The sequence below is a fragment of the Paenisporosarcina sp. OV554 genome (genome assembly GCF_003058165.1).
In the GTDB taxonomy this organism is placed as follows: domain Bacteria; phylum Bacillota; class Bacilli; order Bacillales_A; family Planococcaceae; genus Paenisporosarcina.
Genome location: NZ_QBUC01000016.1, coordinates 35,166 through 60,156, shown reverse-complemented (window position 1 = coordinate 60,156; position 24,991 = coordinate 35,166). Strand labels below are relative to the sequence as shown.

General features: G+C 37.8%; 20 protein-coding genes and 3 pseudogenes. 3 read left to right on the top strand and 20 right to left on the bottom strand.

What is annotated here, in order from left to right; all coding sequences use genetic code 11:
• Positions 1 to 682: 682 nt before the first annotated feature.
• From C8K15_RS13685 to C8K15_RS13650, 8 genes are all read right to left on the bottom strand, one after another.
• Entirely contained in the window at positions 683 to 1,297 is a 615-nt protein-coding gene (locus C8K15_RS13685) for a pyroglutamyl-peptidase I (RefSeq protein WP_108586957.1), read from the bottom strand.
• Positions 1,298 to 1,309: 12 nt separating this feature from the next.
• On the bottom strand, positions 1,310 to 4,144 hold the full coding sequence (locus C8K15_RS13680) for a M14 family metallopeptidase (RefSeq protein WP_108586956.1): 2,835 nt from the start codon (positions 4,142 to 4,144) through the stop codon (positions 1,310 to 1,312).
• Positions 4,145 to 4,155: 11 nt separating this feature from the next.
• Positions 4,156 to 5,058, bottom strand: a complete 903-nt coding sequence (locus C8K15_RS13675) for an ABC transporter permease (RefSeq protein WP_108586955.1) — start codon at positions 5,056 to 5,058, stop codon at positions 4,156 to 4,158.
• A complete protein-coding gene (gene nikB, locus C8K15_RS13670; RefSeq protein ID WP_108586954.1) occupies positions 5,058 to 5,990 on the bottom strand; it encodes a nickel ABC transporter permease in 933 nt (310 codons plus the stop codon). The genes C8K15_RS13675 and nikB overlap by 1 nt, the downstream gene beginning before the upstream one ends.
• 69 nt (positions 5,991 to 6,059) lie before the next feature.
• Positions 6,060 to 7,637 carry an ABC transporter substrate-binding protein gene (locus tag C8K15_RS13665; protein ID WP_108586953.1) on the bottom strand — a complete coding sequence of 526 codons (1,578 nt, stop codon included), beginning with the start codon at positions 7,635 to 7,637 and terminating at the stop codon, positions 6,060 to 6,062.
• Positions 7,634 to 8,461, bottom strand: coding sequence for an IclR family transcriptional regulator (locus tag C8K15_RS13660; protein ID WP_108586952.1), 828 nt, complete (start codon positions 8,459 to 8,461; stop codon positions 7,634 to 7,636). Before C8K15_RS13660 ends, C8K15_RS13665 begins: the two co-directional genes overlap by 4 nt.
• Positions 8,458 to 9,510 (bottom strand): ABC transporter ATP-binding protein, encoded by a 1,053-nt coding sequence (locus C8K15_RS13655; protein WP_108586951.1) that lies wholly within the window; start codon positions 9,508 to 9,510, stop codon positions 8,458 to 8,460. Before C8K15_RS13655 ends, C8K15_RS13660 begins: the two co-directional genes overlap by 4 nt.
• On the bottom strand, positions 9,507 to 10,496 hold the full coding sequence (locus tag C8K15_RS13650; RefSeq protein ID WP_108586950.1) for an ABC transporter ATP-binding protein: 990 nt from the start codon (positions 10,494 to 10,496) through the stop codon (positions 9,507 to 9,509). Before C8K15_RS13650 ends, C8K15_RS13655 begins: the two co-directional genes overlap by 4 nt.
• 167 nt (positions 10,497 to 10,663) lie before the next feature.
• On the opposite strand from C8K15_RS13650, the pseudogene C8K15_RS21510 reads away from it, so the two are divergent.
• Positions 10,664 to 10,744, top strand: a pseudogene (locus tag C8K15_RS21510) (hydrolase); the annotation flags it as partial.
• 370 nt (positions 10,745 to 11,114) lie between these two features.
• On the opposite strand, the gene C8K15_RS13640 reads toward C8K15_RS21510, so the two are convergent.
• From C8K15_RS13640 to C8K15_RS20365, 3 genes and pseudogenes are all read right to left on the bottom strand, one after another.
• The gene (locus tag C8K15_RS13640; protein ID WP_108586949.1) at positions 11,115 to 12,536 is read right to left on the bottom strand and encodes a serine hydrolase domain-containing protein; all 1,422 of its coding nucleotides are present in this window, start codon (positions 12,534 to 12,536) and stop codon (positions 11,115 to 11,117) included.
• Between the two features lie 154 nt (positions 12,537 to 12,690).
• Positions 12,691 to 12,786: pseudogene (locus tag C8K15_RS20855) on the bottom strand (hypothetical protein); the annotation flags it as partial.
• Between the two features lie 102 nt (positions 12,787 to 12,888).
• Positions 12,889 to 13,134 (bottom strand): hypothetical protein, encoded by a 246-nt coding sequence (locus C8K15_RS20365; RefSeq protein WP_108586948.1) that lies wholly within the window; start codon positions 13,132 to 13,134, stop codon positions 12,889 to 12,891.
• A gap of 169 nt (positions 13,135 to 13,303) precedes the next feature.
• On the opposite strand from C8K15_RS20365, the pseudogene C8K15_RS13630 reads away from it, so the two are divergent.
• Positions 13,304 to 14,657: pseudogene (locus C8K15_RS13630) on the top strand (IS3 family transposase).
• Positions 14,658 to 14,810: 153 nt separating this feature from the next.
• On the opposite strand, the gene C8K15_RS20360 reads toward C8K15_RS13630, so the two are convergent.
• The 8 genes from C8K15_RS20360 to C8K15_RS13595 form a co-directional block, all read right to left on the bottom strand.
• The gene (locus C8K15_RS20360; RefSeq protein ID WP_158268318.1) at positions 14,811 to 14,987 is read right to left on the bottom strand and encodes a hypothetical protein; all 177 of its coding nucleotides are present in this window, start codon (positions 14,985 to 14,987) and stop codon (positions 14,811 to 14,813) included.
• Between the two features lie 135 nt (positions 14,988 to 15,122).
• On the bottom strand, positions 15,123 to 15,296 hold the full coding sequence (locus C8K15_RS20850) for a YesK family protein (protein WP_233260493.1): 174 nt from the start codon (positions 15,294 to 15,296) through the stop codon (positions 15,123 to 15,125).
• Between the two features lie 287 nt (positions 15,297 to 15,583).
• Positions 15,584 to 16,012, bottom strand: a complete 429-nt coding sequence (locus C8K15_RS13620) for a GatB/YqeY domain-containing protein (protein ID WP_108586947.1) — start codon at positions 16,010 to 16,012, stop codon at positions 15,584 to 15,586.
• 832 nt (positions 16,013 to 16,844) lie between these two features.
• Entirely contained in the window at positions 16,845 to 17,111 is a 267-nt protein-coding gene (locus C8K15_RS13615; RefSeq protein ID WP_108586946.1) for a hypothetical protein, read from the bottom strand.
• 258 nt (positions 17,112 to 17,369) lie between these two features.
• Complete coding sequence (locus C8K15_RS13610; RefSeq protein WP_233260492.1) at positions 17,370 to 18,545, bottom strand: type III PLP-dependent enzyme; 1,176 nt, start codon at positions 18,543 to 18,545, stop codon at positions 17,370 to 17,372.
• A gap of 45 nt (positions 18,546 to 18,590) precedes the next feature.
• Positions 18,591 to 19,817 carry an MFS transporter gene (locus C8K15_RS13605; protein WP_108586944.1) on the bottom strand — a complete coding sequence of 409 codons (1,227 nt, stop codon included), beginning with the start codon at positions 19,815 to 19,817 and terminating at the stop codon, positions 18,591 to 18,593.
• 6 nt (positions 19,818 to 19,823) lie between these two features.
• The gene (locus tag C8K15_RS13600; protein ID WP_108586943.1) at positions 19,824 to 21,938 is read right to left on the bottom strand and encodes an IucA/IucC family protein; all 2,115 of its coding nucleotides are present in this window, start codon (positions 21,936 to 21,938) and stop codon (positions 19,824 to 19,826) included.
• The gene (locus C8K15_RS13595) at positions 21,935 to 23,947 is read right to left on the bottom strand and encodes an IucA/IucC family protein (protein WP_108586942.1); all 2,013 of its coding nucleotides are present in this window, start codon (positions 23,945 to 23,947) and stop codon (positions 21,935 to 21,937) included. The genes C8K15_RS13600 and C8K15_RS13595 overlap by 4 nt, the downstream gene beginning before the upstream one ends.
• Positions 23,948 to 24,402: 455 nt before the next feature.
• Between C8K15_RS13595 and C8K15_RS13590 the strand changes: the two genes are divergently transcribed.
• Complete coding sequence (locus tag C8K15_RS13590; protein ID WP_108586941.1) at positions 24,403 to 24,648, top strand: GlsB/YeaQ/YmgE family stress response membrane protein; 246 nt, start codon at positions 24,403 to 24,405, stop codon at positions 24,646 to 24,648.
• A gap of 123 nt (positions 24,649 to 24,771) precedes the next feature.
• Here the strand turns inward: C8K15_RS13590 and C8K15_RS13585 are convergent, their stop codons facing one another.
• The gene (locus C8K15_RS13585; RefSeq protein ID WP_108586940.1) at positions 24,772 to 24,945 is read right to left on the bottom strand and encodes an aspartyl-phosphate phosphatase Spo0E family protein; all 174 of its coding nucleotides are present in this window, start codon (positions 24,943 to 24,945) and stop codon (positions 24,772 to 24,774) included.
• Positions 24,946 to 24,991 lie beyond the last annotated feature (46 nt).

The window sequence follows — 24,991 nt, the reverse complement described above, 5'->3', positions numbered from 1 at the left end:
GAAGTAGTCACCTTCATTACTCAATAAAAAAGATCATGCTCTTTAGTAAAAAAGAGTTGAAGATCAACTCAAATTGATTTTCAACTCATGCACACGTTTAAGAAATACCTTAATAGAGATTGGCAGTAATGCTTTGCTAAGTAACGATAATGATGGTTATCGTTACTTAGAGAATAATAAAAATTTCTTATGGAACAACATAAACATTCAGGTTGATATTGTCATGGTGGATATACCTTTTTAGACACTTTCGGTGGAATCAAAAGAGATAACGACTGTGAAGGCCATGCAGGAAATTGGGGTAAAAACACGATTTTTATAAATTAGTTTGAGAGTATAAAGAATCTTTATAGCTTTACCTATATAAATGGACTATACAATAGAAGAAACTCCGTCTTAATATATAAATCAATACGTGTTTTCTTAGTGCCTGCCTCAATGTTTCTCTCTCATACTAAAAAAAACCAGAGAGAGCGTAATCATTCCTAGAAGAAAGATTGTCCTTCTTCATAACAGAAAAATTCCGCCTCACTGGTTTTCAAATGGCTTAGATAGTTATAAAAGTTCATAAACTTCTTTAATACCATTTGATGTGGTATATAAAGTTTTGTAAGACAGGTGAAATTCAATTTCCAAAACTAAAACGAATCTATTTTTCACCTGTAAGGTAGATGATCACGGCTTATTGCACATGTTCCGACAATACTTCTATACAGGCAACGATACTCTTTTTCAAATCATCATGAGACCAACTTGGTATATTTCCATGTTGAATCCCTAACTCATGCGAAGCTGGAATATGAATGAATCCGGAAGGCATTGATGGATTTTTTGTATTTGCATAATGCAGTCCTTCATACATCACATTGTTACATAAATAAGTGCCAGCCGTATTGGACACTTCTGCCGGTAGTCCAAGTTCTAATAATTTATTAACCATCGCTCGGATTGGTAATGTCGATAAGTAACCAGGTGTCCCTTCTTGCTGGATTAGCTCATCTACTGGAACGTTCCCTTCATTATCAGCGGCACCATCTTTGAAATTGATTGCAATACGTTCTGGAGTAACTTTATATCTTCCTCCTGCCAATCCCATCGAGATTACAGCATCAGGTTGAACAGCTTCAATGTTTGATAATAATTGTTGACCTGAGGATTTAAAATCAACAGTCATAACTTTACCGACGATTTGGTAACCCCCAATTACTAGACCATCTAAATCTTCCACAATTTTCATCGTTGGGTTGACTGTAAATGATAAGAATGGTTCAAATCCTGTTAATAATAACTTTTTCATGTTCATTTCCTCCTAATTTCCCAGTTGGATTGGTCGTTCTCTGAATTTAGTTAATCCTACGGAGTTTGTTTCCGTATTTTGATTTTGCAGAACTTCCAGAATGCCTATGTTAAATAATACATGCGCTTCAATACAACCATCCAGCGATTTGCCATAAACGACTTCATCAGCTGCTTCAGAAATAATATCCGCAGCTACCCATTTCGGGTATCGAAGAATACTTACAGTAGGATACTCCGGAGTAACTGTTTGTTGTCGATAAAAATGAATATGGGGTGCTTCTTCGATTGGAAATACATTTGGCAACCATTGGTGGCCATATTTAATAAATCGTTGTTTCCAATACTCATTTTCTTCTGCAATTGATGTACCGGCTATTTTAGAGCTAATGGACTGCACAATTGTCTCTAAGTTGTTCTCATGAATCTGTTTATTCACCTTTTCCGAAATTCGACCGATTCCGTAAATCTTGGCACTCGGTAAGAAATAAGAAACGGGAAATCTCGGTGGGCTATTATAGCCCGAAAAAGGTTGAACCCATTCATGCGCTGGAATCCCATGATCATCTAACACGATATCAGGTGCCCATTTTTTCATGATAAGGGGCAGAACATTGGCTTCCCCAAATACCGTCTGTTGATAGCGAACATGGGCAAATTCTAGTCCCACTGCGTTGTATCTAGCTGCATGATGTTTCCACTCTGGATGCTCTTCTATCATTTTTTGGAGTAACTGAAAACCATCTGGGTTTGCATTTGGGATGATAACAACATTCATTTTTTTTAGGTATCCATCTGCCATATTCATTAATTTCAGTGCAGCAGGTGTACTTGAAATTTCATTTGCATGATGCCCTGCTTCAATCACGATGGTCTTTTTAAACAAGGTCAGTTTGATCGCGGAATCGAACATCTCACCCGACTTCAAGTAATATTCGATAATTGGGATTGGAGAACCTTTGTAAGAGTGCTCTGCAATGACTACCTTACCACTACTCCCTAGATCCTTACCCTTCATCTTTATTTCCGGCTTTTGGATAGGTACCATTATCTCGGCGTTTTGCTTCAATACTATTGCAGAAACAAATTCCCCTAAATGATTAAAATCTATTTGTTTGGTTTTGATATAAATAGGTTCAAAATCATCCCATTTGTAGACCTTTATCCTCGCTGACGGTTTAGCACCACTTTCCAAATGCATGAATGGATGTACGCCACCTGGTGCATCAAACGATTTACCGGTGAGCTCAATCCCCCAGTTGGAAAAGTAATCCAGCGTATTAAAATATAAATCTTCATATAAAGCTTCTAGGGAAGAAGTTCTTTCTTCATCAATGTTAAGCTTTTCCTCTTCTTCACTCATTTTGACATCAATCTCAATTCGATCGAACAACGGTCGATTGTGACCCTGGCCTGGATTGAACTTGTTAATCTTCTGTTGTAAATCCGGTAAAAATTCTTTCAGGTAATACAAATAAAATCTTTCCCGATCTGTAGAAATCGGATATTCTTCCACTAATGATTGATCTAGATATAGTTTGACGGCACCTGTACTCGGATAGGCAAACTGATGTTGATTAATATATGGAATTTTTGATATGGGTACTTCCAAAACACCGATTGATTCTCTCAGTCCGTTTTCAAACAAAGCTTCAACATGATAAGTAAAATCCAATTGTTCATGCAGTGAAAAAGTAACATTCTCTGCGGAGAGATGTGTATTTTTTTCAACGATTTTATCAATTGGATACAGCTCTTGTATCCAGCGAATTGGTAACTCCAATCCATTGGCATTTGTATCTTTTCGTACGGATATGTGTAGACCTATACTGTTTGGATTGAGGCTGGGAAGCAGTTCTTCCCGGATCCAATGAAAACCTGTCTTAAAAGCAGAACGAACGGTTGTGATTTCCATTTCAGGAAACTTTTCTTGGATTTCTTTCTCAAAATCTTTGCGAATATCGAGTGGTTCAGAAAGATAGACTTCAAGATTATTACTAGAAACATGCTGTGAAGCAGAGAGTTTACTGAGAACTAAATCTTTCTCTGAACAATCTTCCCACGTAGACTCGTACCATAGATCAGCTTCCATTTTTTCATTCAACGTCAATTCTTGTTCCCAATACCCAAATTCGCCTTGTTCACTCCAGTGTTTGCTTCTGTTCAAGCTATCTAATGCAAGGGAACAACTTTCAATGGTACCTGACAATTCAAATTCATTTGTATTCAATAACCGAAGTTTAGTTTCTTCACCATAGCTCACATGGAATTGAAACTGTGCGTGTTCATTGTTCGTCAAGGGTAAATCAATGGATGTACTGTATAAAGCGCATCTAGCAATGAAATGGCATAACTCTTTGTACACACTCATTGATTGTAATTTATCTTCCACTGTAATGTTCAAACTTAGCACATGATGTGGAGAAGCTTCTTCAAACGAGCCAAACCCTGAAAAACTCCATATATCAGATAAGCTATTAATCGAGCGTTTCGTTTCTTCTACTACTTTTTCTTTCTCCCCCTTATCAATAGATGCAAGGTCTGTAAGTAGTGTGGAAAGTTCAAGTTCATTTCGATAGAAACACGTTAAATTATTGTGTTCAAAGTGAGCGTATGTTTTATCACTATCTCTTTGAAATTTCATGATAACTTTTTGCTTTGTAAATTCAAAAAAATTATAGGACAGACCCGTTGTTTCCAGTCCGATTCTCGCAAAAAAATCAAACAGACCTTTGGGCAGCACATCTTTAGGCAAGTCGACATAAATGGAAACACCGTCGACTGCACCATCATCATTTTTATCTACAAGCAATCCTTCTGTTGACCAAATATTTTGTAAATTCTCCATTTACCGATCACCTACAATTTCAAATTCGGATCAAATCGATCGCGCAACCAGTCACCTAATAAATTGAATCCTAAAACAGTTAACATAATGGCTACCCCTGGGAATACAGCAGTCCACCAGGCAGTAGTAATATAGTTTCGACTATCTGCCAACATCCCGCCCCAAGAAGGAATGGTAGGATCAACACCTAGCCCTAAAAATGTTAATGATGCTTCAAGTAAAATAAATTCTGCAATATACATGGTTCCTAATACAAAAATAGACGACATAACATTAGGTAAAATATGTTTTCTGATAATGGTAAAATTGGTTCCTCCAATTGCTTTCGCTGCATGTATAAACTCTTGCTCCTTTAGTGAAATAACTTGTCCTCTTATTAGACGAGCAAATCCAACCCAATAGGTAAGCCCGAGAATAATGATAATTTTCCAAATTCCAGTCCCTAATACACTCATGACGACGATTGCAAAAAGGATGAATGGAAATGCCAATTGGATATCTGCAACACGCATGATGAAGTCATCCAACCATTTACCGAAATACCCTGAAATTAAACCCATTACGGTTCCTATAACCAATGAAATAAGTACACCAAACAACCCAACCATCAAGGAGATTTTCGCGCCATAAACAATGCGACTAAGTAAATCTCTCCCCAATTGATCCCCACCTAAAAGAAATTGAGACTCTCCCGTTGGATCTTGCCAAGATGGTGCGTCTAACCTAGAAGTTAAGCTGGCTTCTGAAGGATCGAAAGGAACTATCCATTGAGCAAATAAAGCACCGCATACACTTAAGAAAACAAGAATCAGCCCGATAAACCCTGCAGGATTCTTTTTAACAAATCGAAAGAATTTAGATACTAGTGACTTTTTCGGTTGAATCTCAAATTCATTTGTTTGTAAGGTAGCCATTATTGACTCCCCCTTCCAGCTTTAATTCTCGGATCGATTAATGAATAACTCAAATCAACAAGTAAGTTCACCACAACCATAATAATGGCGAGGAAAATGACGCCACCTTGAATCACTGGATAGTCTCGTTGATTGATTGCATCAATAATAAGTCGACCAATTCCTGGCCAAGAAAATACTTGTTCTACAATCACCGTTCCACCAAGTAAAGAGCCAAATTGCATTCCTAAAAAAGTGACAGTGGGCAACAGGGCGTTACGGAAACCGTGTTTAATAATCACAGACCATTCACTAATCCCTTTTGATTTCGCTGTCGAAATATATTGTTGGTTCAAAACTTCCAACATCGATGAACGGACTAGTCTTGCAAGTATCCCAGAGAGAATCATACCTAGAGTAATAGAAGGCAAGATTAAATGTTTAATACTTTCAAAACCTGATGATGGCAACCATTGCAATTGAACGCTAAAAACCAAAATAAGCATAATTCCTAACCAGAAGTTCGGAAATGAAATCCCAATTAAAGAAAAAATACGTCCAAAAAAGTCTACCCCTGTACCCCGTTTGACTGCCGATAATATACCAACAGGAAATGCAATCAGGATTGCAACGAAAATTCCCCCCAAGGCAAGGGCGATTGTTGCCCACAGTCTTTCAAATATTAATGTTCCGACTGGCATTCCACTTCGGAAAGATTCACCGAAATCAAGTGTCAATAACCCCTTTAAAAAGATACCGTACTGAATCGCTAAAGGTTTATCTAACCCTAAATTACTGCGCAATTCTGCAATAGCCTCTTTTGAAGGCTCTCCAGCAGAAAACATTACGGATACAGGATCACCTGTCAATCGGACTGAAAAGAAAATAATTAATGATATTACAAAAACAACTAATATGGTATGTAACAATCTTCTAATAACGTAAGCTAACATGGTTTTTCCTCCGTCCCCTTTTAAAAGAAAGAGATAGTATGAGGACCATACTATCTCTATTACTAGAAACTATTTAACAGTTACTTCTTCTAAACGCATACGATCTTCATGAGGCGGTTGGAAGTTTTCTACACGTTTATTTACAGCATATAAATCAACTGCTTGATATAAGTTTACTTCTGGTGCTAATTCATAAAGTAATGTTGTTAATTCCATAAATATAGCTTCGCGTTCTTCTTGGTCCACTGTTGCACGTTGAGCAGCTAACAATTCTTCCACTTTTTCATCTTTGAAAGTTGGATTCCATTGTTCACCTTCGTGATACATTAAATACGCTGTATTGTCGTAATCAAGTGTCCATCCACCCCAACCATTACGATACATATGACCCGCATCGCCTTTTGGAATCAAGTCAGAGATTAATGTTGTGCCATCAACACTGTTAATGTTTAATTTTATTCCCACTTCTTCTAAATAAAATGAAACAGCTTGGGTAATTTCTTTAAAGTTTCCATCGTTACCAGGGATAAAGACTTCAAGTGTCGTTCCTTCGGCAACTCCAGCTTCCGCTAGTAATGCTTTCGCTTTTTCCGGATCATATGGATAAGGTTTTAAATCAGGATTGTTACCAAATGATAAATCACTTTGGAATGTACTGATTGGTTTTCCAAAACCTCCCAAAATTTCTTTAATAATAGCATCTTTATCTATTGCATAGTTAATTGCTTGTCGAACACGTACATCATCCATTGGTTCTTGAGCAGTGTCAAAACGTAGAGAGAAAACTGTTGGCGTTCCTACATCCTTCAATTCAAGGAAGTCTGACTGCTTCACGGTAGCCGCTTGTGCTACTTCTACTCGTTTCATGATGTCAATTTTACCAGTTTGAAGTTCTGCCAAACGAGTAGACGATTCTGGAATTACTTTAAATGTAACTTTGTCTAACTTAGGAAGTCCTTCTTTCCAGTAATCTGCGTTCTTTTCCAAAACGAATTGCTGATCGCGTTTATATTCCGTCATTTTAAATGGACCAGTACCAACTGGGTTATTGTTAAAATGATCATCGCCTTTTTCTTGTACATATTTAGGAGGAACGATTACCGCACCGTAACCTGCTAATTTTGTCAATAATACTGGATCTGGACTTTGCAGATGCATTTTTACAGTAAATTCATCTACCACTTCAACCTCTTTAATTGATTTATAGTTTGAATATTGAGGACCTTTCTGACCTTCTTCACCTAATAAACGATCGAAAGTGAACTTAACTGCATCCGCATTAAACGGTTCTCCGTTATGGAACACAACCCCTTGACGTAACTTAAATTCCAAAGTCGAATCATCCAGGTATTCCCAACTCTCAGCAAGTCCTGGTTGTAACTCTAAATCTAGTGAACGTTCCACTAAACCTTCAAAAACAGAAGTTGCAACTGTACTCCAGTCAAGCAAGAATGTATCAATTGGATCCCAACTTTGGGGATCACTTGATAAACCGATAACAACTTCATTTCCACGGTCGCTCGCTGGATTTTTTCCAGTTGGCGAGTCACTTCCTTTTCCTGTCTCACTGCTACCTCCTGAACATGCTGCTAGAAATAGTGTTAGGACCATTAATAATATCAGCGTTTTCCATCCCCGTAATTTCATATCTCCATCCCCTTATTATTAATTTTTATCATGTGAGGACCATACGGATATGGCCTTGAAAAACCGATTTTATTTGAAATATGTGCTGCAACTTCCCATAAAGGTTCAATATACTTGTCAATATTTTCTTCTGGCAAAGATGTTGCAAATCCGGCAATACTAATGGAAAATTCCACAATACCTTTACGATTGAAGATAGGCACGGCAATTGAAACTGTGCCTTCTTCCAGTTCGGAATTACTATATGCGAAACCACTTTTTCGTGTTTCCTCAATACGTTGCCACACTTCTTCACTCGTTTTTGGCGTATTGCTTGCATACACATTCATTGTTTGATGTAAGATTTCATTAATTTCTTCATCGGACAAAAAAGATAAAAGTGTTCGTGTACATGCTCCTGCGTATAAAGGAGCCAACCTGCCAACACGTGTATACAATCTGACAGGTCTCGTACTCTCTACTTTTTCAATATAAACACCTTCTAGTTTTTCTCTTGTCACTAACTGCACAGCTTCATTAAAGTTACATTGTAATAATCTCATGTAAGGCAAGGCAATTTGGCGAATTTCTAAACCGCTTGCAACTAGTTCTCCTAGTTGGAGAAGTTTCAGTCCTAATGAGTACGAATCTCCATCAATTAATACACCATTTCGTTCAACCGGTATTCTTTGCAAATACCCATATTCCACGAAACTTCGAAGAATCCGGAGTGCGGTTGCTTTCGGAATTTTTTTTTCTGTAGAGATTTCCTCAAGCCGCCATGAAGGTTTATCTTCCGTAAATAAGTCCAAAAGTTGTAAGCCTTTTTCTATGGTTTTACTCATCTAATTTCAACTCCGGCCTCTTGATACAAGAGAGGAGAATCCTGAGGGTTATTTTCAACAATTCCAGTATCTTGATACAAGTGACAAGATACTTGATGATTATTTTCAACTTCCAACAGGGTCGGTTTTACCGTTTTGCAAATATCCATGCACGAAAAACACCTTGGATGGAACGTACAGCCACTTGGGGGATTTGCAGGACTTGGCACATCTCCGGTTAATATAATCCGTTCTTTTTTGTTAAGCGGATGTGAACTTGGCAATGCTGATAACAAAGCTTCCGCATAGGGGTGAAGAGGTCGGCCATACAGTTCATGTTTCCCTGCAATTTCAACCATTTTCCCTAAATACATCACACCTATACGGTCACAGAAATGCTTCACTACACTTAAATCATGCGAGATGAAAATATAAGTTAAGCCAAACTCTTTTTGTAAATCCTTCATTAAGTTCAGTACTTGTGATTGAATCGATACATCGAGAGCTGATACTGGCTCATCAGCAATGATAAGCTTTGGTTTAGAGATTAACGCACGCGCAATCCCAATCCGCTGCCTTTGCCCCCCTGAAAATTCATGAGGCAATCGCTTTAACTGCGCTAGTGTAAGTCCCACTTGATCCGCTACTTCATGAACTCTCCTTACTCGTTCTTGACGGTCTGTCACGCCAAAATTGATTAACGGTTCTTCAATAATGTCGAACACACGCATACGTGGATTCAGTGAAGCAAATGGATCTTGGAACACGATTTGAATATCTTTTCGTATCTTTCGCATTTGTGTTTTATCGAGATTCGCTAAATTTTTGCTTTCAAAATAAATATCACCGCCCGTTGGTTCCAGCAAGCGCATAATCGTCCTGCCAGCCGTACTTTTTCCGCAACCCGATTCACCAACGATTCCAAATGTTTCACCGCGCTTTACTTCAAATGAAATGTCATCTACCGCTTTTACATATTGCAGCGTTTTTTTTCCGAAAACGCCACCTTTTATCGGAAAGTATTTTTTTAAGTTATCGACTTTTAGCAATACATCTTGTTCACTATTCACCGAATCTCCTCCTTTTCGGCACCGTCATCATACAACCAACATTGTACTTCTGAACCATCCGAGGTTGTTAGCAAAGGAGGGGCTTCTTTGCATCTTTCATGAGCCATCGGACAACGCGGTGCAAATCTGCATCCTATTGGCATATTTCCAGGTGCGGGAACCACACCTGGAATAGAAGATAAATACTCTTTTTGTACATTGATATCAGGAAGTGACTTTAACAGGCCTTGTGTATAGGGATGCTTCGGTGAATCGAACAAATTCACGATTTGCGCTACCTCTACAATCTCTCCAGCGTACATTACTACTACGCGATCACACATTTCAGCAACTACGCCTAAATCATGTGTGATTAACACGATGGACATATGTAACTGATTTTGAATTTTTTTCATTAACTCTAAAATTTGTGCTTGTATCGTTACATCGAGAGCAGTTGTCGGTTCATCCGCAATTAGTATTTCAGGATTACATGATAATGCAATTGCAATCATTATCCGTTGTCTCATACCTCCAGACAACTGATGTGGATATTCGTCCAGCACTTGATTAGGTCTCGGAATCCCTACTAAATGCAACATTTCCAATGCTCGCACGCGTGCTAGTTTCTTAGAGACATTCTCGTGATTTAATACCATTTCCATAATTTGATCGCCGACCGTATAAACCGGATTCAAGGAACTCATTGGCTCTTGGAAAATCATCGAGATTTTTTTCCCTCGTACTTTTCGCCAATCTTTATTCTTAAAGTTTTTAAATTGCAATTTATCGACTTGAATATCCCCATCTTGCCAACGTACACCGGGCGGTAACAATCCCATTAACGATAGAGACGTCATACTTTTCCCACAACCAGATTCACCAACGATGCCCAAAGTTTCACCCTTATTTAAATGAAAACTTATTCCATTAACAATCGCGACATCACGATTATCATGATTGATTCCAACTTGCAAATTTTTGACTTCCATTATTTTTGAAACCATAGAAACACCCCTTTTATGTTTCACTATGTGAAACGCGGTTTCATTTATTGTAAAGAATTATAAAAATTTTCGCAATACTCTTTTATAAAAATGATTATTATTTCTGTTTATTTTAGATTCACAATCCCTTTTCTTATCCATGTGCCATGCAATGGCTATGAAACAAAAAACTGGATCAATTTTACGAGTCCTTTTCTGAGCTAAAACGAGGCAATACCGATTCTGAATTTATATTCAGCTCAAACCAGAAGCCATGTAGTAAATTGATATGCTACTTCAAATATGTTTCCTTTCATCCAATATATTTGAAATTCTAAGTACAGTGATCGTTTGAAAACTTGTATAAGTACGATATTATCCATTATGCTACTCTTTTGTTTATAAGGTTTCGCTACTTAAATAGTCACTAATATAGTCAATCCTCCATTGCCATAACCTATTTAATTAAAAATGGGAGATTATTTTAAGATGTTTATGAGTTTTATCAAAGAAAAAAGACCTCAATCGGTCTTTTTGTGTAACATTATAAAAACTAGTAACTTAAAGCTTTATTTAACTGTTAGTAAAATAAAATCCTTAGCTATCTAAGAATAGCTAAGGATTGATTGCTTTTATTCGTTATTTCTCAACTTTCGGAAACTGTCTAAAGTGATAGGCTACACGGTATATCTCTCCTGAATCATTCCTAACAAAACGAATGACTTCATTCTGATCTTTTATTTTAGCTGAAAATAAATCTGCTCCGATGCTTTTCACCTGAAAAATAAATCCTGGAACTGAGAATTCCAAATTAGAATCCTTCACGTTCACCTCTAAACTCATACCTTCATTCGATACATATTTACCTTCGAATTCTTTTAATTGCTCATCAGTGTACGTGTAATCTTCTTTTTTAGTTGTTAGAGCATCAAAATCTCTACCTTCGTAAACATTCAAAGCTCCCTTAAGAATAGTTGTTGCAGGTACACCTGCTAAGTTCGTCAGCACCATTCCTGAAATGCCTCTTTCAGGTACAACTACCATTAAAGAAGAAATTGCTTTCAAGTTTCCACCATGTTCGACTAAAGTTCCCCCATAATAATCTGGTGTAAGCATTAATCCATAACCATAAAACACTCCTGGTGCACATTCAATATGAGGCGTAATCATGGCTTTTACGCTTTCTGGAGTTAGAAGTTGATTATCTCCAACTTTTCCTTTATTTCTAAAAATTTCAGCATAATTTAACATATCATTTACAGTGGATTTCAAATAGCCAGCAGCAAGCATTGCAGGTGATTTCCACCATACAGGTGCTTCGTAAACTTCTTCTCCACTTTCACTTTTTCTTGTTGCGTATAAAGAGGTTATATCTTCATAACCATCTAGGTCTTCCACACTACAACAAGAATGAATCATTCCAGCAGGCTTTAAAATGTGTTCTTCAATGTAATCCTCATACTTTTGACCACTAACTTTCTCAATAATTGCACCAAGTAATGCATAGCTATCGTTAGAATAACTAAATTCTTTGCCTGGTTCACCTAATAGTTCATATTTTTGTTTCCCTATATACTCTAACAGTTGTTCATAGGTATCAATTGGACCTTGCTCTTCATCTTCACTAATTTTCAAACCTGGATAATCATTTACAGATGGATCTTCATCAAAACTTCGTTTATTTGCGTATACTAAAGTTGATAATGGTGGAATGCCAGCAGAATGTGTCATGAAATGATGGATGCTAATTTTATTTTTGAATTTAGAAGGAGTTTTAAAATTTTCGAAATATTTCACAACTGGGTCATGAACATTTAGTTTCCCTGATTCTTGGAGTTGCATAATGGCAACACATGTAAAGGATTTAGTTACTGAGGCAATTCCAAATACCGTATCCATCGTTACCGGCTTTTTGTTCTCCACGTTTGAATAACCAAATCCATTTTCATAATCAATTTTCCCATCTTTAGCAATACCAAGAGCAACACCTGGAATTTGATATTTATCAATTAATTTTTGAGCTGATTCTTCAAATGTAGTCATACTTTGAGCTATTAACATTTGCTTCCCTCCATTAAATGAATTTTCAGATAAATTTTAGTATAAATCTCTTTCATTCTTCTAAATTATAAAAAGAATGATAGTAATCACTAGGAAGATTAAAAACAATATTATTTTCTGTTTTTTTAGAATTTAATGAATAGTAAGCCCTTTAAACGGTTGTATGTGCATCATGACCACATGAATGATTGGCTTTCCAGGTGCCATTTACATTTTGCCACAATGCATCTATGTCAGCTCGTAACGATATTTAAAACAACATAATTAAGCCGGGTAAACTCGTATAAACGCACTCAAGTTTCGAACATTAAGGTAACTACAGTATAGTTAGTTTCGATAGGCCTCATATTTTTTAATATACACTTTCTAAATTGTTTAATAATTGCTTTAAAGTTTTTTTATCCACGCTCTTTGATGCTAACTCTAAAAATGAAGGTGGGGCAGTGAGTTTGATATTTTCGTGAAAATCGTGCTCCTTTGGGATGAATTGTCCTAATAAAATGAAGTAAAGCATAACTGTTAGTAGCTCTTTTTTGATATTAGACATATGCAATCCTGGTAAAGTTGTTGTATGAGAAAAATCCATAAGTTGAACCAATTTCTAAAATTGATCCGTAATACCAAGCTCGCGGCATCTTTTTTGAAAATCTGCTAAGATATGAGGTTCAATTGTACCCACAAGAATTTTACAAATAAGCTCGTTTTTACCGATGTGAACTGCACCCCAATTGTTAGACTCAACTAACAATTGGAGGTGCAGTTTTTTTATGACCAAATTTACTTATGAAGTAAAGTTATCGACTGTATTAAAATACATCGATGGCATTAAAAGTTTTCAAGCGCTTGCGAAAGAAATAGGTACTTCTAAATACACTGTTGGAAACTGGGTCTATCATTATCAACATCATGGTCCCCAAGGACTAAAGAAATCCTATACAAGCTATTCCGTACAGGATAAACTTGACGTACTTAACTATATGGATGAAAATGGGACGTCGTCTAACGAAACCGCCGCAATACTAAACATCCCTTCTCCCAGTTTGATTCGCAAGTGGAGAATCGATCTTGAAGAAGGCGGGATAGACGCCCTACAACCAAAGAAAAAGGGGCGTCGTTCTATGAATAAAGAAATTAAAAAAGGAACCAAAATAGCTCAATCATCAGATTCTGTTGAAGCACTTCAAGAAGAAGTTAACTATTTGAGAGCGGAGAACGATTATTTAAAAAAGCTCCAAGCCTTAGCTCAGGAAAAAGGATTACATCTCAAGAAAAATCGAAAGTAGTTCTTGAACTAAGGAAAAAACATGAATTAGCCATTCTGCTACAAATCTCAGGAATTAAGCGAAGCACCTATTATTATTGGGAAAAAAATTAATAAACCCTCTTGTGGATACGAGTTTACACACTTTGATTCATTCTATTTATGATGAGCATGAAGGTCGATATGGTTACCGTCGTATTCGAGATGAACTAGCCAATCGTGGATTTAAAGTGAATCACAAAAAAGTACAACGTATCATGAGTGAATTAGGGTTAAAATCATTGATTCGTATAAAGAAATATCGATCTTATAAAGGGAAGGTAGGGACAATTTCCCCAAACATTTTGGACCGTAATTTTACTGCTGAGAAGCCTAATGAAAAGTGGGTTACAGACATTACTGAATTTAAATTGTTCGGTGAGAAATTGTATTTATCGCCTGTATTAGATTTATACAATAGAGAAATCATTACGTATACCCTAGGATCGAGACCTACCTATTCACTTGTCTCAACGATGTTAACCCAAGCGTTTGAACGTTTATCAGATGGGGATAAACTCTTGTTGCATTCTGATCAAGGTTGGCACTATCAAATGAAACCTTACTGTCATGCCCTCAAAAAAAAGAACATAACACAAAGCATGTCTCGTAAAGGAAACTGTTATGACAACGCGGTGATAGAAAACTTTTTCGGCATATTTAAATCGGAGTTTTTATACTTGAAGAAGTTTGAAAGCATTGAAGAGTTTAAGAAGAAACTAGAAATCTATATTACTTACTACAACCACAAACGGATTAAGTCCAAATTAAAAGGCATGAGCCCGGTAAAATACCGAGAACATGCCGAAAAAGCAGCCTAACGAAATATACTGTCTAACTTTATGGGGTCACTTCAGTAAAGGCAGCTAATTGTTCAACTAAACCCGTTATCTCAATACTCAAGTTATGGTCGGATCCATATAATAATCTTACAAACGACAAAGTTTAATGGTGAAAATAAAAGAATATCTTTTTTATTGTTTTTTTACATTTGGGGTTTTTAAAAATATGTATATATTAAAAACCCCAAAAATCAAAGTTAGTGTGATGACTGGAAGAAAGATATCTTTTGGTTCAACAACCAACCAACCAATAATTAAAGCAATAACATAAATAATGTACCCTCGCATGAATACTTTTTTGAGGAGCATTTTTATTCCTCCTTATTTATTCCTATGGACTATACCCCCGGATGAGGGAATATTCGACTACTTAATTAGATAACCATTAGTTGAAGAAAAACTTAGCAATCCCTCGTTATAGATCGCACCGTTGATTAATTCCTCTTACCGTAGTCCAACAGTTGTATCTTTTTTTCCAACAACAAAAGATATAATTGCAAAAATAATTAAAAAGAAACTAAGAATACCATAACCTGCGCCTTCAAATCCTCTAATGTTAACAAAACCAATATAGAAGAGAATGGCAGCAGCTATAATTGCTAGGATTCCAGGCAACATCCTTCAAATAAGGAAAAGCCTTTTTTACTGAACCCCCATGTAAGCATCAAAATAATAATCCCTGGTATAAGAGCCATCAGGAAAGGTCCCACAAGCATCACTAACATCCACCCCTTCTTAATACTTTAACATTATATTCCATTCTATAAGAGCTCAATCCGTAATCCCTCGATTCGAAAGCTGAACTGACTTGTAACACGTATGCACAACAAGTTGACATAACACCCCGACTCGGAAGTTAGCTCGCCCGTCCTTCATCACACTTCATTTTTCCATTTTGTTTTTGATTAAGCGATAACTTCTTTGACCGTTTTTGAAACCAACGCATTGTCTGCTTTACCAGCTACAAGTGGTTTGATAACCTTCATGGCTTCACCCATGTTCGTACCAGAACCAATACCATTCTCAACAAGCAACGCACGAATTTCATCAGCAGTCATCATTTGTGGCAAGTAGCTTTCGATGATGGCGATTTTTTCTTTTCCATAGTCGATATTGTCCTGGCGTTCAGCTTTTTCAGCTTCCACCAAAGCTTGTTTTGTCTGCTTGAGTTCTCTTTGAACGATAGCCAACACTTCAATTTCCGTCAATTCCGTTCCTTTTTCCTTTTCAGCGGTAGTAATGTTGGAAATTATCATGGTCAAAATTCCTTTTTTCAAGACTTCTTTATTTCGCATGGCAGACTTGAATTCAGCTTTTAGTTTTTCTTTTAACATCTGTATCACGTCCTATTTTTTAGTTTTAAGTTTAAGCCAATCTAGCCTGTTTCGCCATTTCGAGGATACTTTCCTCTGACTTTGCTAATGCTACACGACGAATTTCACTTCTTCGTTTTTATCTAGTTCCAGTAATGTGCGTTGCCAGTTGCATCCTTCAATGACTAAATTTTTTAAAAAGATAAATTAGAATCATTTAGGCTTTGTATGAAAAATTATTCTTACTGTTAATTGTGTTGGTTGTGTCATCGATATCAACTTCCTCACCGTGAATACGGTGAGGGTTTAGGTACTTACGATAATTCATCTCTTCATACTTCAAGCAGTGAGACTAGCTAAGTTGGAAAAACATGGTGGGTTTGATAAAGGGTACTACTTGATAGAGGTTGAGGATGACTGAGACCGGTGGATTACTAACCATCTAGCCGATGATATGGAGATGTTGAGTGCATCCTCTACCAACATCAACATATGCTATTATTAATAATCTTAAGTAATTACATTACATTTAGGAAGCTATTTCAATTTTTTTCAACGCAAACAGCGGCCGAAATTGCATCTTCCCCCGCTTTCTATTTGTAGAGAAGGTGTCTTTTGTTTAGTTAACCAAAACCTATACACTAGTAGTGTGCGGGTTGAAGAGGACACCTGCCGAAGGATTGCTCATAAGAAAGAGAGACGAGCGTAATTTTTCGCTCGTCTCTCTCATTCTCTAGGTTATGGTGCAGCAGTGGCAGTCCAAAGCGACCCGGAAACCCTTCCCCATTAGGTGATTATAAATAGGGTTTATTTTTTTCGTTTTTTAGTTACTTTAATTCGTTTGCTGATTTCCTCAGCTAGTTATTTTATGAAATGCCTTCAGTTTCTGCAAATACAAGTTCTCAGCTTCTTCTCGATGACCAATTAGGTATTCATCTAGTGTAATGCGTCTTGCGGACAGTATGCCTCTCGCTTTTACTCCTGGCATGTGTTGGGCTTCTACCATGACATCGAGTAGCATACTTTGGTTTGGCATTGTTAAATAGCGTGCTACACTGACTTCTTTTCGTTGTCCGACATGGCCATATTTCAAGATCACTTTCCAGTACGACCATTCCATCGCTCCACTCCCTTTCTATTAGGTAATGTAAACGTCTTGCAATGCCCCTTTTTATATCGGTTGGCTTTTTATCTTGTCGTATTAAGAATATTCCAAGAAACCGTTATCAAGAACCTCGCCCATTTTTAAAACACATGTTTACCTCTTGTCGCAGCTACTGTCAAAGATGAATACAAAAAATACCCTCTAGCTGATATTTCATCAGTTGGAAAGCATTTGTTATTTATACATATTGATTTTCAAAAGCCCGGTTTATTTCTACGTTATCCATTTTCGCGTCATCGCTTCTATATAATAATGATCCGGATGTGGATGACTGAGAAAGTCATGATGAGAAATAGCCCATCCGTAAGCTCCTACATAGCTAAAAAGCAGGATGTCTCCCGCACTTAGACGTGGGACGTCGATATCTCTAGCCAATATGTCATTTGGCGTACATAACTCTCCTGCCACTGTTACGACCGCTTCCTTTATTTCGGGTCGTTTAAAGGGGTATGGCCATTTTTCTATTGGTATGATGGTAAAAGGATGACTTTGTTTCCAGGCTGCGGGAAGTCTGAGGTGATGGCTTCCCCCACGTACGACGCAAAAGTATTCGCCATGATTTTGCTTAATATCTAATACTTCCGCTGCATAGTAGCCGCACGAAGACGTGATGTAACGACCGCATTCAAACAGCACTTTCCAATTGGCGTCTTTGTGCTTGGCCAGTACTGTGTTTAAACGCTCCATAAAGTCCATCCAGTCAAACTGATTTTCTAGATCCAGATAATTGATGCCGATGCCCCCACCTACATTTAAGTAGGAAATATCTAATTCAAAGGTTTCTCCCCACATTTTTGATAAGTCAAAACAACGGTCCACAAATTCAGCATGAGCTTTGGCATCAATATTGTTAGACATCGCATGAAAATGAAAACCGCAGAGGGTAATATTTGATAAACTTTTAGCCGACTCAATCGCATTTGGTATGTGTATTTCATCAATCCCAAATTGTGTAGGTACACCTGCCATTTTCAATCGCGCATTTGGTACTGAACTGCGTAAATTGACACGCAGCAAAATATCCACATTGATCCCTTTTTGACTGGCGACGTAATTAACGAGCTGTAACTCATGTAGGCTCTCCACATTTAGAAGCGTCACTTTGTGAGTAATGGCTCCTTCAATTTCTTCCTGTGTTTTCCCAGGCCCGCCGAAAAGTATCGGAATGTGTTTGTCTATAGCCCGGACTTTTTCTATTTCCCCTAGAGAAGCCACTTCAAATCCATGAACGATGGGCGCTAAGGCTCTAAGAAGTGTCTCATCTGAGTTCGCTTTTATCGCATAAAATAAGCGACTTACTGAAGGGAGTGATGTGATTAGCTGATTAACATGGTTGCGGAGCTTTGGTAAGTCATATAAATAAGCACAGAACGGTTTTTCTTGTTCCATCCTTAGCGTTTTCACGGTATTCTCCATCATTTAATTGTACACTCCTTACAAATTCCATATTTGACGTCTTATCGTTAATACAATTGATGTGATCGCAATACAGCCAACCCCCATCACAACACCTGCCCAAGTGGTGCCAGCCCATGTTGCAATAGCACCTAAAAAGATGGCTCCTAATGGAATAAATCCTCTATCCATTAACGCAATGCTCAATACCCTACCGCGCAGTTGGTCGGGAACATGCACTTGAAGCGTTATACGGCTCATCGTCCGGTACGTTTGGCTTGTTAAACCTACCAGAAACATAGCGATCCCTGCTTGTAAGAAGTTTTGAGCAGCGATAAATAATAGCAAAGATAAACCAAATCCCATAATGGAACAGATTAACCACTTACCTGCACCTTTAATTTCTTTGCCGATTGACAGCCAGGTTGCCCCTACCAAAGCACCGATTGATGAAATAGACAGAAGCAGTCCAAACCCTTCTGGCCCAAGATTTAATAGGTCCCGAGCAAAAAGCGGCATCATCGTTGTGTAAGGAAAGCCAAATACCATGGGTACAATAGCCAACATGAGCAATGATTGAACGGAAGGCTGACTTTTCACATAATCTGATGCCTCTCTGAACGTTGTTTTTTCTCTATTTTTCTTATTAAATTTCGGGACAGCATGAGAACGAATCATGAGCAAGGACACTAGTACGCCTAATGTCCCCCACGCATTGATATAAAATAAATTGGCAATATCCGTAACGGCCAGCAACATTCCAGCAATCGCCGGTCCAATAATACGAGAAAGATTGATGACCAGCGTATTTATCGCGATTGCACTAGACATAGCGTTTGGCGGCACAAGGTTTGGCAATAAAGCATTGCGGATGGGCGAATCCATCGCTGCAAGCATCGACCGTAGCGTGACAATCAGGATAAACACCCAAAATAATGCGGGTCCTGAATCCACCAGATAACCTAGGAAAAACGTCAAGAACATCATTGCTAGTTGAATGTAGATTAATAGTTTTCGTCGATCATAGCGATCAGCCAATAGCCCTGCTGGTACGCTAAGTAAAAAAGTAGGCAGTAAGCGACAAGCATTCACTACCCCTAACATCAGTGGAGAATTTGTTAACTGAAGCACCGCCCAGTTCAAGGCGACTAAATCCATCCAATCCCCTACCCGCGTTACCAAGCTGCCCGTCATAAAAATCTGAAATACTCTTGAGTGAAGGGCAAAACGTGACGTTTGCTGAGATTGAATCACTACATTTGCCATGTAAAGTTATACTTCCTTCCGGTGACATTCAAAAAGAGGATTAGGTACACTTGTATACGAATAATCCTTTCCTTCCGGTTCCAACCGCATTTTTGTCAGTGCTTTATAATCTACTTTTTCCTGATAAAAAGCCGCTCTGTCTATACGGGCATTTCCAGCATATGTTGTGGTTTCAAGCTGATCAAAAACCGTTTCACAAATCACATGAATTTCCTGCCACAACTCTTCTTCTAGCAGTCCGAATTGTTGGCACACCTGCAATAGCAATTCTCCACAATGATTTTGCAATACCGTATAAAAAACTTTGTTATGCATTTCTTTTAAACAATTTGTTGCAGTTGCTGAATTCGGATAAAATTCGGTTTGTAATCCTGCTTGTTCGAGCCTGTTTTGAAAGATTCTGCTACCTCCCCAGTCTCTGAACAGCATTCGAACAGGGCGACCATTTTTGAACACCATCACGCTGTTTTGCAAATGTCCTTCTAGACCTATCCCATACTTTACCATGAGTCTCAAAAAGCCTGGCAGTGCAATTGATGCATATTCGGAAACGAATTGAAATGCTGCCTTGCGGAGGGAAGGTTCCTTACGTTCTTCTGCATACTTCTCAATTAACTCAACAAGAATTGTTTTTTCCGTGATCGGTGATTGACCAAAAAGGGAGCTGCCAACGATTGCCACTTCGTCCACGTTTACAAATGTTTCGACATTCTCCCGTAACACTGCAGATAAATTCCTGTTTTTTAATTTTTGATTATCTGAAAGATCTTCTGTTTTGTTCAGTTTAAAATTATAACCAGCGCATTCACATACTGGGATAAAGTTCTTAGCAAGCTGTTGTTCCCGCTTCATGACTAAACGGATAAGGCGTGTGATTACCGCAGCATTATTGGTTGTATTAGCCGATATGGAACGGACAGTAGATGTCATCTGGCTGTTGACCGCTACTTTTATCGAGTGTTTGGCCCCTGCCTTCAAAGGTACTAAAGTTCTAAAAGAAGACGTTGCCCCACTTGGAATTTTTAGACCATGTATAGGTATGACGATTTGTTGTAGAATTTCAGTTTCATAAATGTCAGGTATCGCATGTTCCATTTGCCAAGGATGCACAGGGACAAACACATAATCATTTACTTCAAGTTGGCATGCTGCAAATTGTTTTTCGATTGTTATTGGCAACTCTGGATACTCGTTAAAAAGAAAAGCATTTGCATTCTGTTCCTTCTCCTCTTCCTGTTTCCATTCAGCGTAATCTTTTCGAATCCCGACAAATTGTAAATCCGCTGCTCCATCAAATTCAGGGGAATAACGAAACACATCTTCTGGATCCATGCCCACTTTCGTCTTGGCGCCTGGGTGAAGGTTATGTCCTTCAATACTCAGTTGTTCAAAAAACAGGCTCGAATCAAATCCAGGATCTTGTTTCTTTCTGAATAACACCCAATCGATTGTATTGGTGATTTCATGTTCATCTGCTTTTTGCTGAAGGTCTTTTTTCTTCAACTCCCAGAAAGTATAGGAAAGTGACAGGTTCGCACTACCATTCGTTAATTCTCCCGCCAGTTTCACCCATGATCTTTGCCCTTTTTCCTTGTGAGATTGTTCTTTCACCTGCATCAAATAAAGCAGTTCCACCGCGTTATCAATTGGTGTAATTCCGAGGGTAGAAACTTGTAAAATCTGTCCATCCACTTCTGTCCGGTTGAACGCATAGGTTGGACCTACCGGAATCAACAGACAATTCTTTTCGCAAAGTGGATATAGTTTGTATGTGTCACCATTTTTCAAGCCGTATGTGTGTAGTTCCTTCATTACATTTTTCCAAAAATCATTAATGACTGGAACGTTTATTGCATAAGACGTGTCCATCACGAACAAATCATATGAATCTGACGTTAACCCCATGATATCTTCACGTACCATCGATCCTACCAGGCGGTTTAAAATTCCTTGGCGACCTTTTTCAACTGATAATTCATAAGCAGGAGCCATGTCTGGGAAATTATCCTTCAGAAAATGAAGAATGGTAAACTCATCACTCAATAAATGCTCCTGGCTGAAATTCTTATCTTCTGTTGGGATTGTATTTTTTTCGGGAAGTAATGTTGAAATTGTCGTCATGATTGAATCTCCCCATTCCATTTCATCAGGGGGTTCGGGACTTGGGTAAATGTGTAAGCCATGATTTCCCCCTGCAGACGCATAGTCGTCAATGCTTTTAAATGTATTGTTGGCTGAAAAAGTTCGTGTTCATCTGCCTCAGCTTGTTGTGTAATGGAAGAATCCTTCTTCAGGTCTTCAAAAACATCTTTACAAACGATTGCGACCTGCTCCCATAGCCTGTCCTCATCTATTTCCAAGGATCGAACAAGGCTTGTAATCAATTCGGCGAAATGATTTTGAATTACGGAATACGAAATAATATTTCTCAATTGGCCTTCTTGATCCGTGACGATCGATGAACCAGGATAAAACTTCGCATCATATCCATGCTTCTCTAATCTCTCCGGCAAAATTCTGATACCTCCGAAGTCCCTTAATAAAATACGTACTAGCTCGCCATTTCGAAAAACACTCACACTATTTTGCATATGCCCTTCTAAACTAATGCCATACCGAACCATTAACGTCAGAAAGCCTGGTAGTGATGTCTCTGCATATTTTCGGATAAATAATAACGCTGCCTCTTTCTGATCGGACAACTGATAGTGGCCAGCTAGCTCCTCAATCAGTTCAGCGGCAATAAGCTTGCCACTAATGGGTGACTCCGCAAGAAGCGCTGCAGCCGCCATCGGTATTTCGTTTTCTTCTTTAATATGGTTCTCAGGATTCTCCCGTAAAAGTGACCCTAAATTCGCTTTAACTGTCCAGCTATCTTCTTCTGACAGCGATGATGTAAGTGGGTTGTAATAAGCACCTGCCCGTTCTTGTAATACAACAAAACGACCTTTAAAAGCATTCTCTTTTTCTAGAATGCTGGCCATTATTTTCGAAAGAATGGGTCCGTTCTCTACAGAATTAGGAGAAACGGTACGTACAGCACTAGTAGTTTGAATATTGACCGCTGTTTTAATATGGTGTCGTCCTTTTCCGCGATGTTGGATGGGCGCTAGCGAACGAAAAGAAACCAACGCCTGTGTTGGAATACAGAAACTTGAAATAGGAACAATTCTCTTCATCTCGATTTCTTCTTTGTACAAAGTAGGTAATGTATGTTCAAACTGCCAAGGGTGAACGGGAATTACTTCAAACTGATCAGCTTGCAAGCCAATCCTTTGTAAAGTTTCTTCTACAGCAGACTGTAGTCCCTCATATTCTTGATATAAAAGACTAGTAACGGATTGTTCATCAATTGATGTGGTCCGGCAATACTCTTTCGCAACAGCTGCAAATGCAACCTGTGGTTTACCTCCCCATTCTGGTGAGTACTTGATGACATCTGCCGTATCAACACCGAACTTAGTTTTGGTACCTGGATGGAGCGGATGGCCTTCAACAACCCATTGTTCATAAAAAGCAAGAGGACTGAACCTTTTATCGATTTTTTTCTGATACATGACCCACTCAAGTGAAGTTTGAATATGTAATAAATTAGCTGTATAAGATAGATCCGTTTTTCTTCGGTCTGCACCTGTTAAGGCTAATGTGAAGTTAGCAGCCCCATTTAGAATTTCCAATTTAAAGCGATGAAACTGTTCTGCTGTTGCTTCTTTTAATAACCCTTCTTTTCTTAACAACTCAAGAAGCTCCACGGGATGTGCGAGAATCTTAGAAACCTTTTCATCTTGAACTAATAAATCACTAGCTACATCAAATCGTCCGAGTGAATGCCGCTTTTTAATGTCAGCGTGAATCACTTTTCCACTAGGTAGTTTTATAGAAATGCTGTTTTTCTTACCTGTCAGCCATGTAATTCGCTTGTCTTCAATGATTTGTTCTCTAATAAGTGCTTGAAAAAGACGTTGTGAGATTCCTCTTCTTCCAGCTTGAATATTTTTTATATATGATTCCTCCAGTTCAGATTCTTCCCGCTTAAGGTAATCTAACGTTTCGGATTCTTCATCACTCAAAAACTTTATCTTTGTCAGTTCTGTATTTTCAGTACGGATCATCGTCATTTCAACTCTCACTTTCCGCTATCCTTGAATTTTATTAATGAGTCCATAAAACGATATTGATAATGATAATCGTTATCAATTACATTGGTAATGGTAAATGATTACAATAGCATTAGTCAACATGCTTAAGTACCTATCCTTATACTTGAAACAGGGTAATTTAGCACCTTCCATCGACGCACCTAGAGCTAAAGGAAGCAATTATTATAGTAATTTCTCAGATTATTGCAGTTGCTTTGCTCCACCGAATAGTGTGTCATTTAGCTAGTAACAAGCATAAAAATCCCCTAGCAAACAGAGTTTGTTGGGGGATTTGTTTTATAAATATTGTTTTGTAACTGTCCACATTTTTTATAACTGATATCCACCACTTTTAAAGTATTTTTTTATAGTGGTTTGAACATTATCAAATTAGGCTATCTATTAAGTAAGCAAGAAAAAATATTTTTTGAACAGGAGATGACATAATGGAATTTATATTATATCTTATTATCGGTGGTATTATTGGATGGTTAGCTGGACTTATTTTAGGTAAAGACGTGCCAGGCGGAATTATTGGTAACATTATTGCTGGTATTATTGGTGCTTGGATCGGCGGAATGTTATTCAGTTTCGGACCAGCAGTTGCCGGCATTCAAATCATTCCAGCTTTAATCGGTGCAATTATTTTAATCTTCATCGTTAGCTTTATTATGAAAGCACTTCGTAAATAATAATTAATAAAAAGAGTCGTTCGAATTCGAACGACTCTTTTTTTGTTCAGAAGGAAGCTTGTCTCTCTTTCCCCTGCTCTTGTTTGTAATTATATTAGTGAACTTTATCATGTCCTGTGAAAGTCATATGGTCGTATGTCTAAAAGATCCTTGAATTTCATGGTATTGATTAAGTAATATATCAAGTTCTTGACTACATGATATAACACTAGAATGCGTATAACCAAAATGTTTTGCTCTATGGTACATAACTTTCTTTTTTAATATAATTTGCCCTAATAAGAACTTGCTTTTCATTTTTAATCATTCCTCTTTTTCAGTTAATAGTATTGCACAAAGCTCA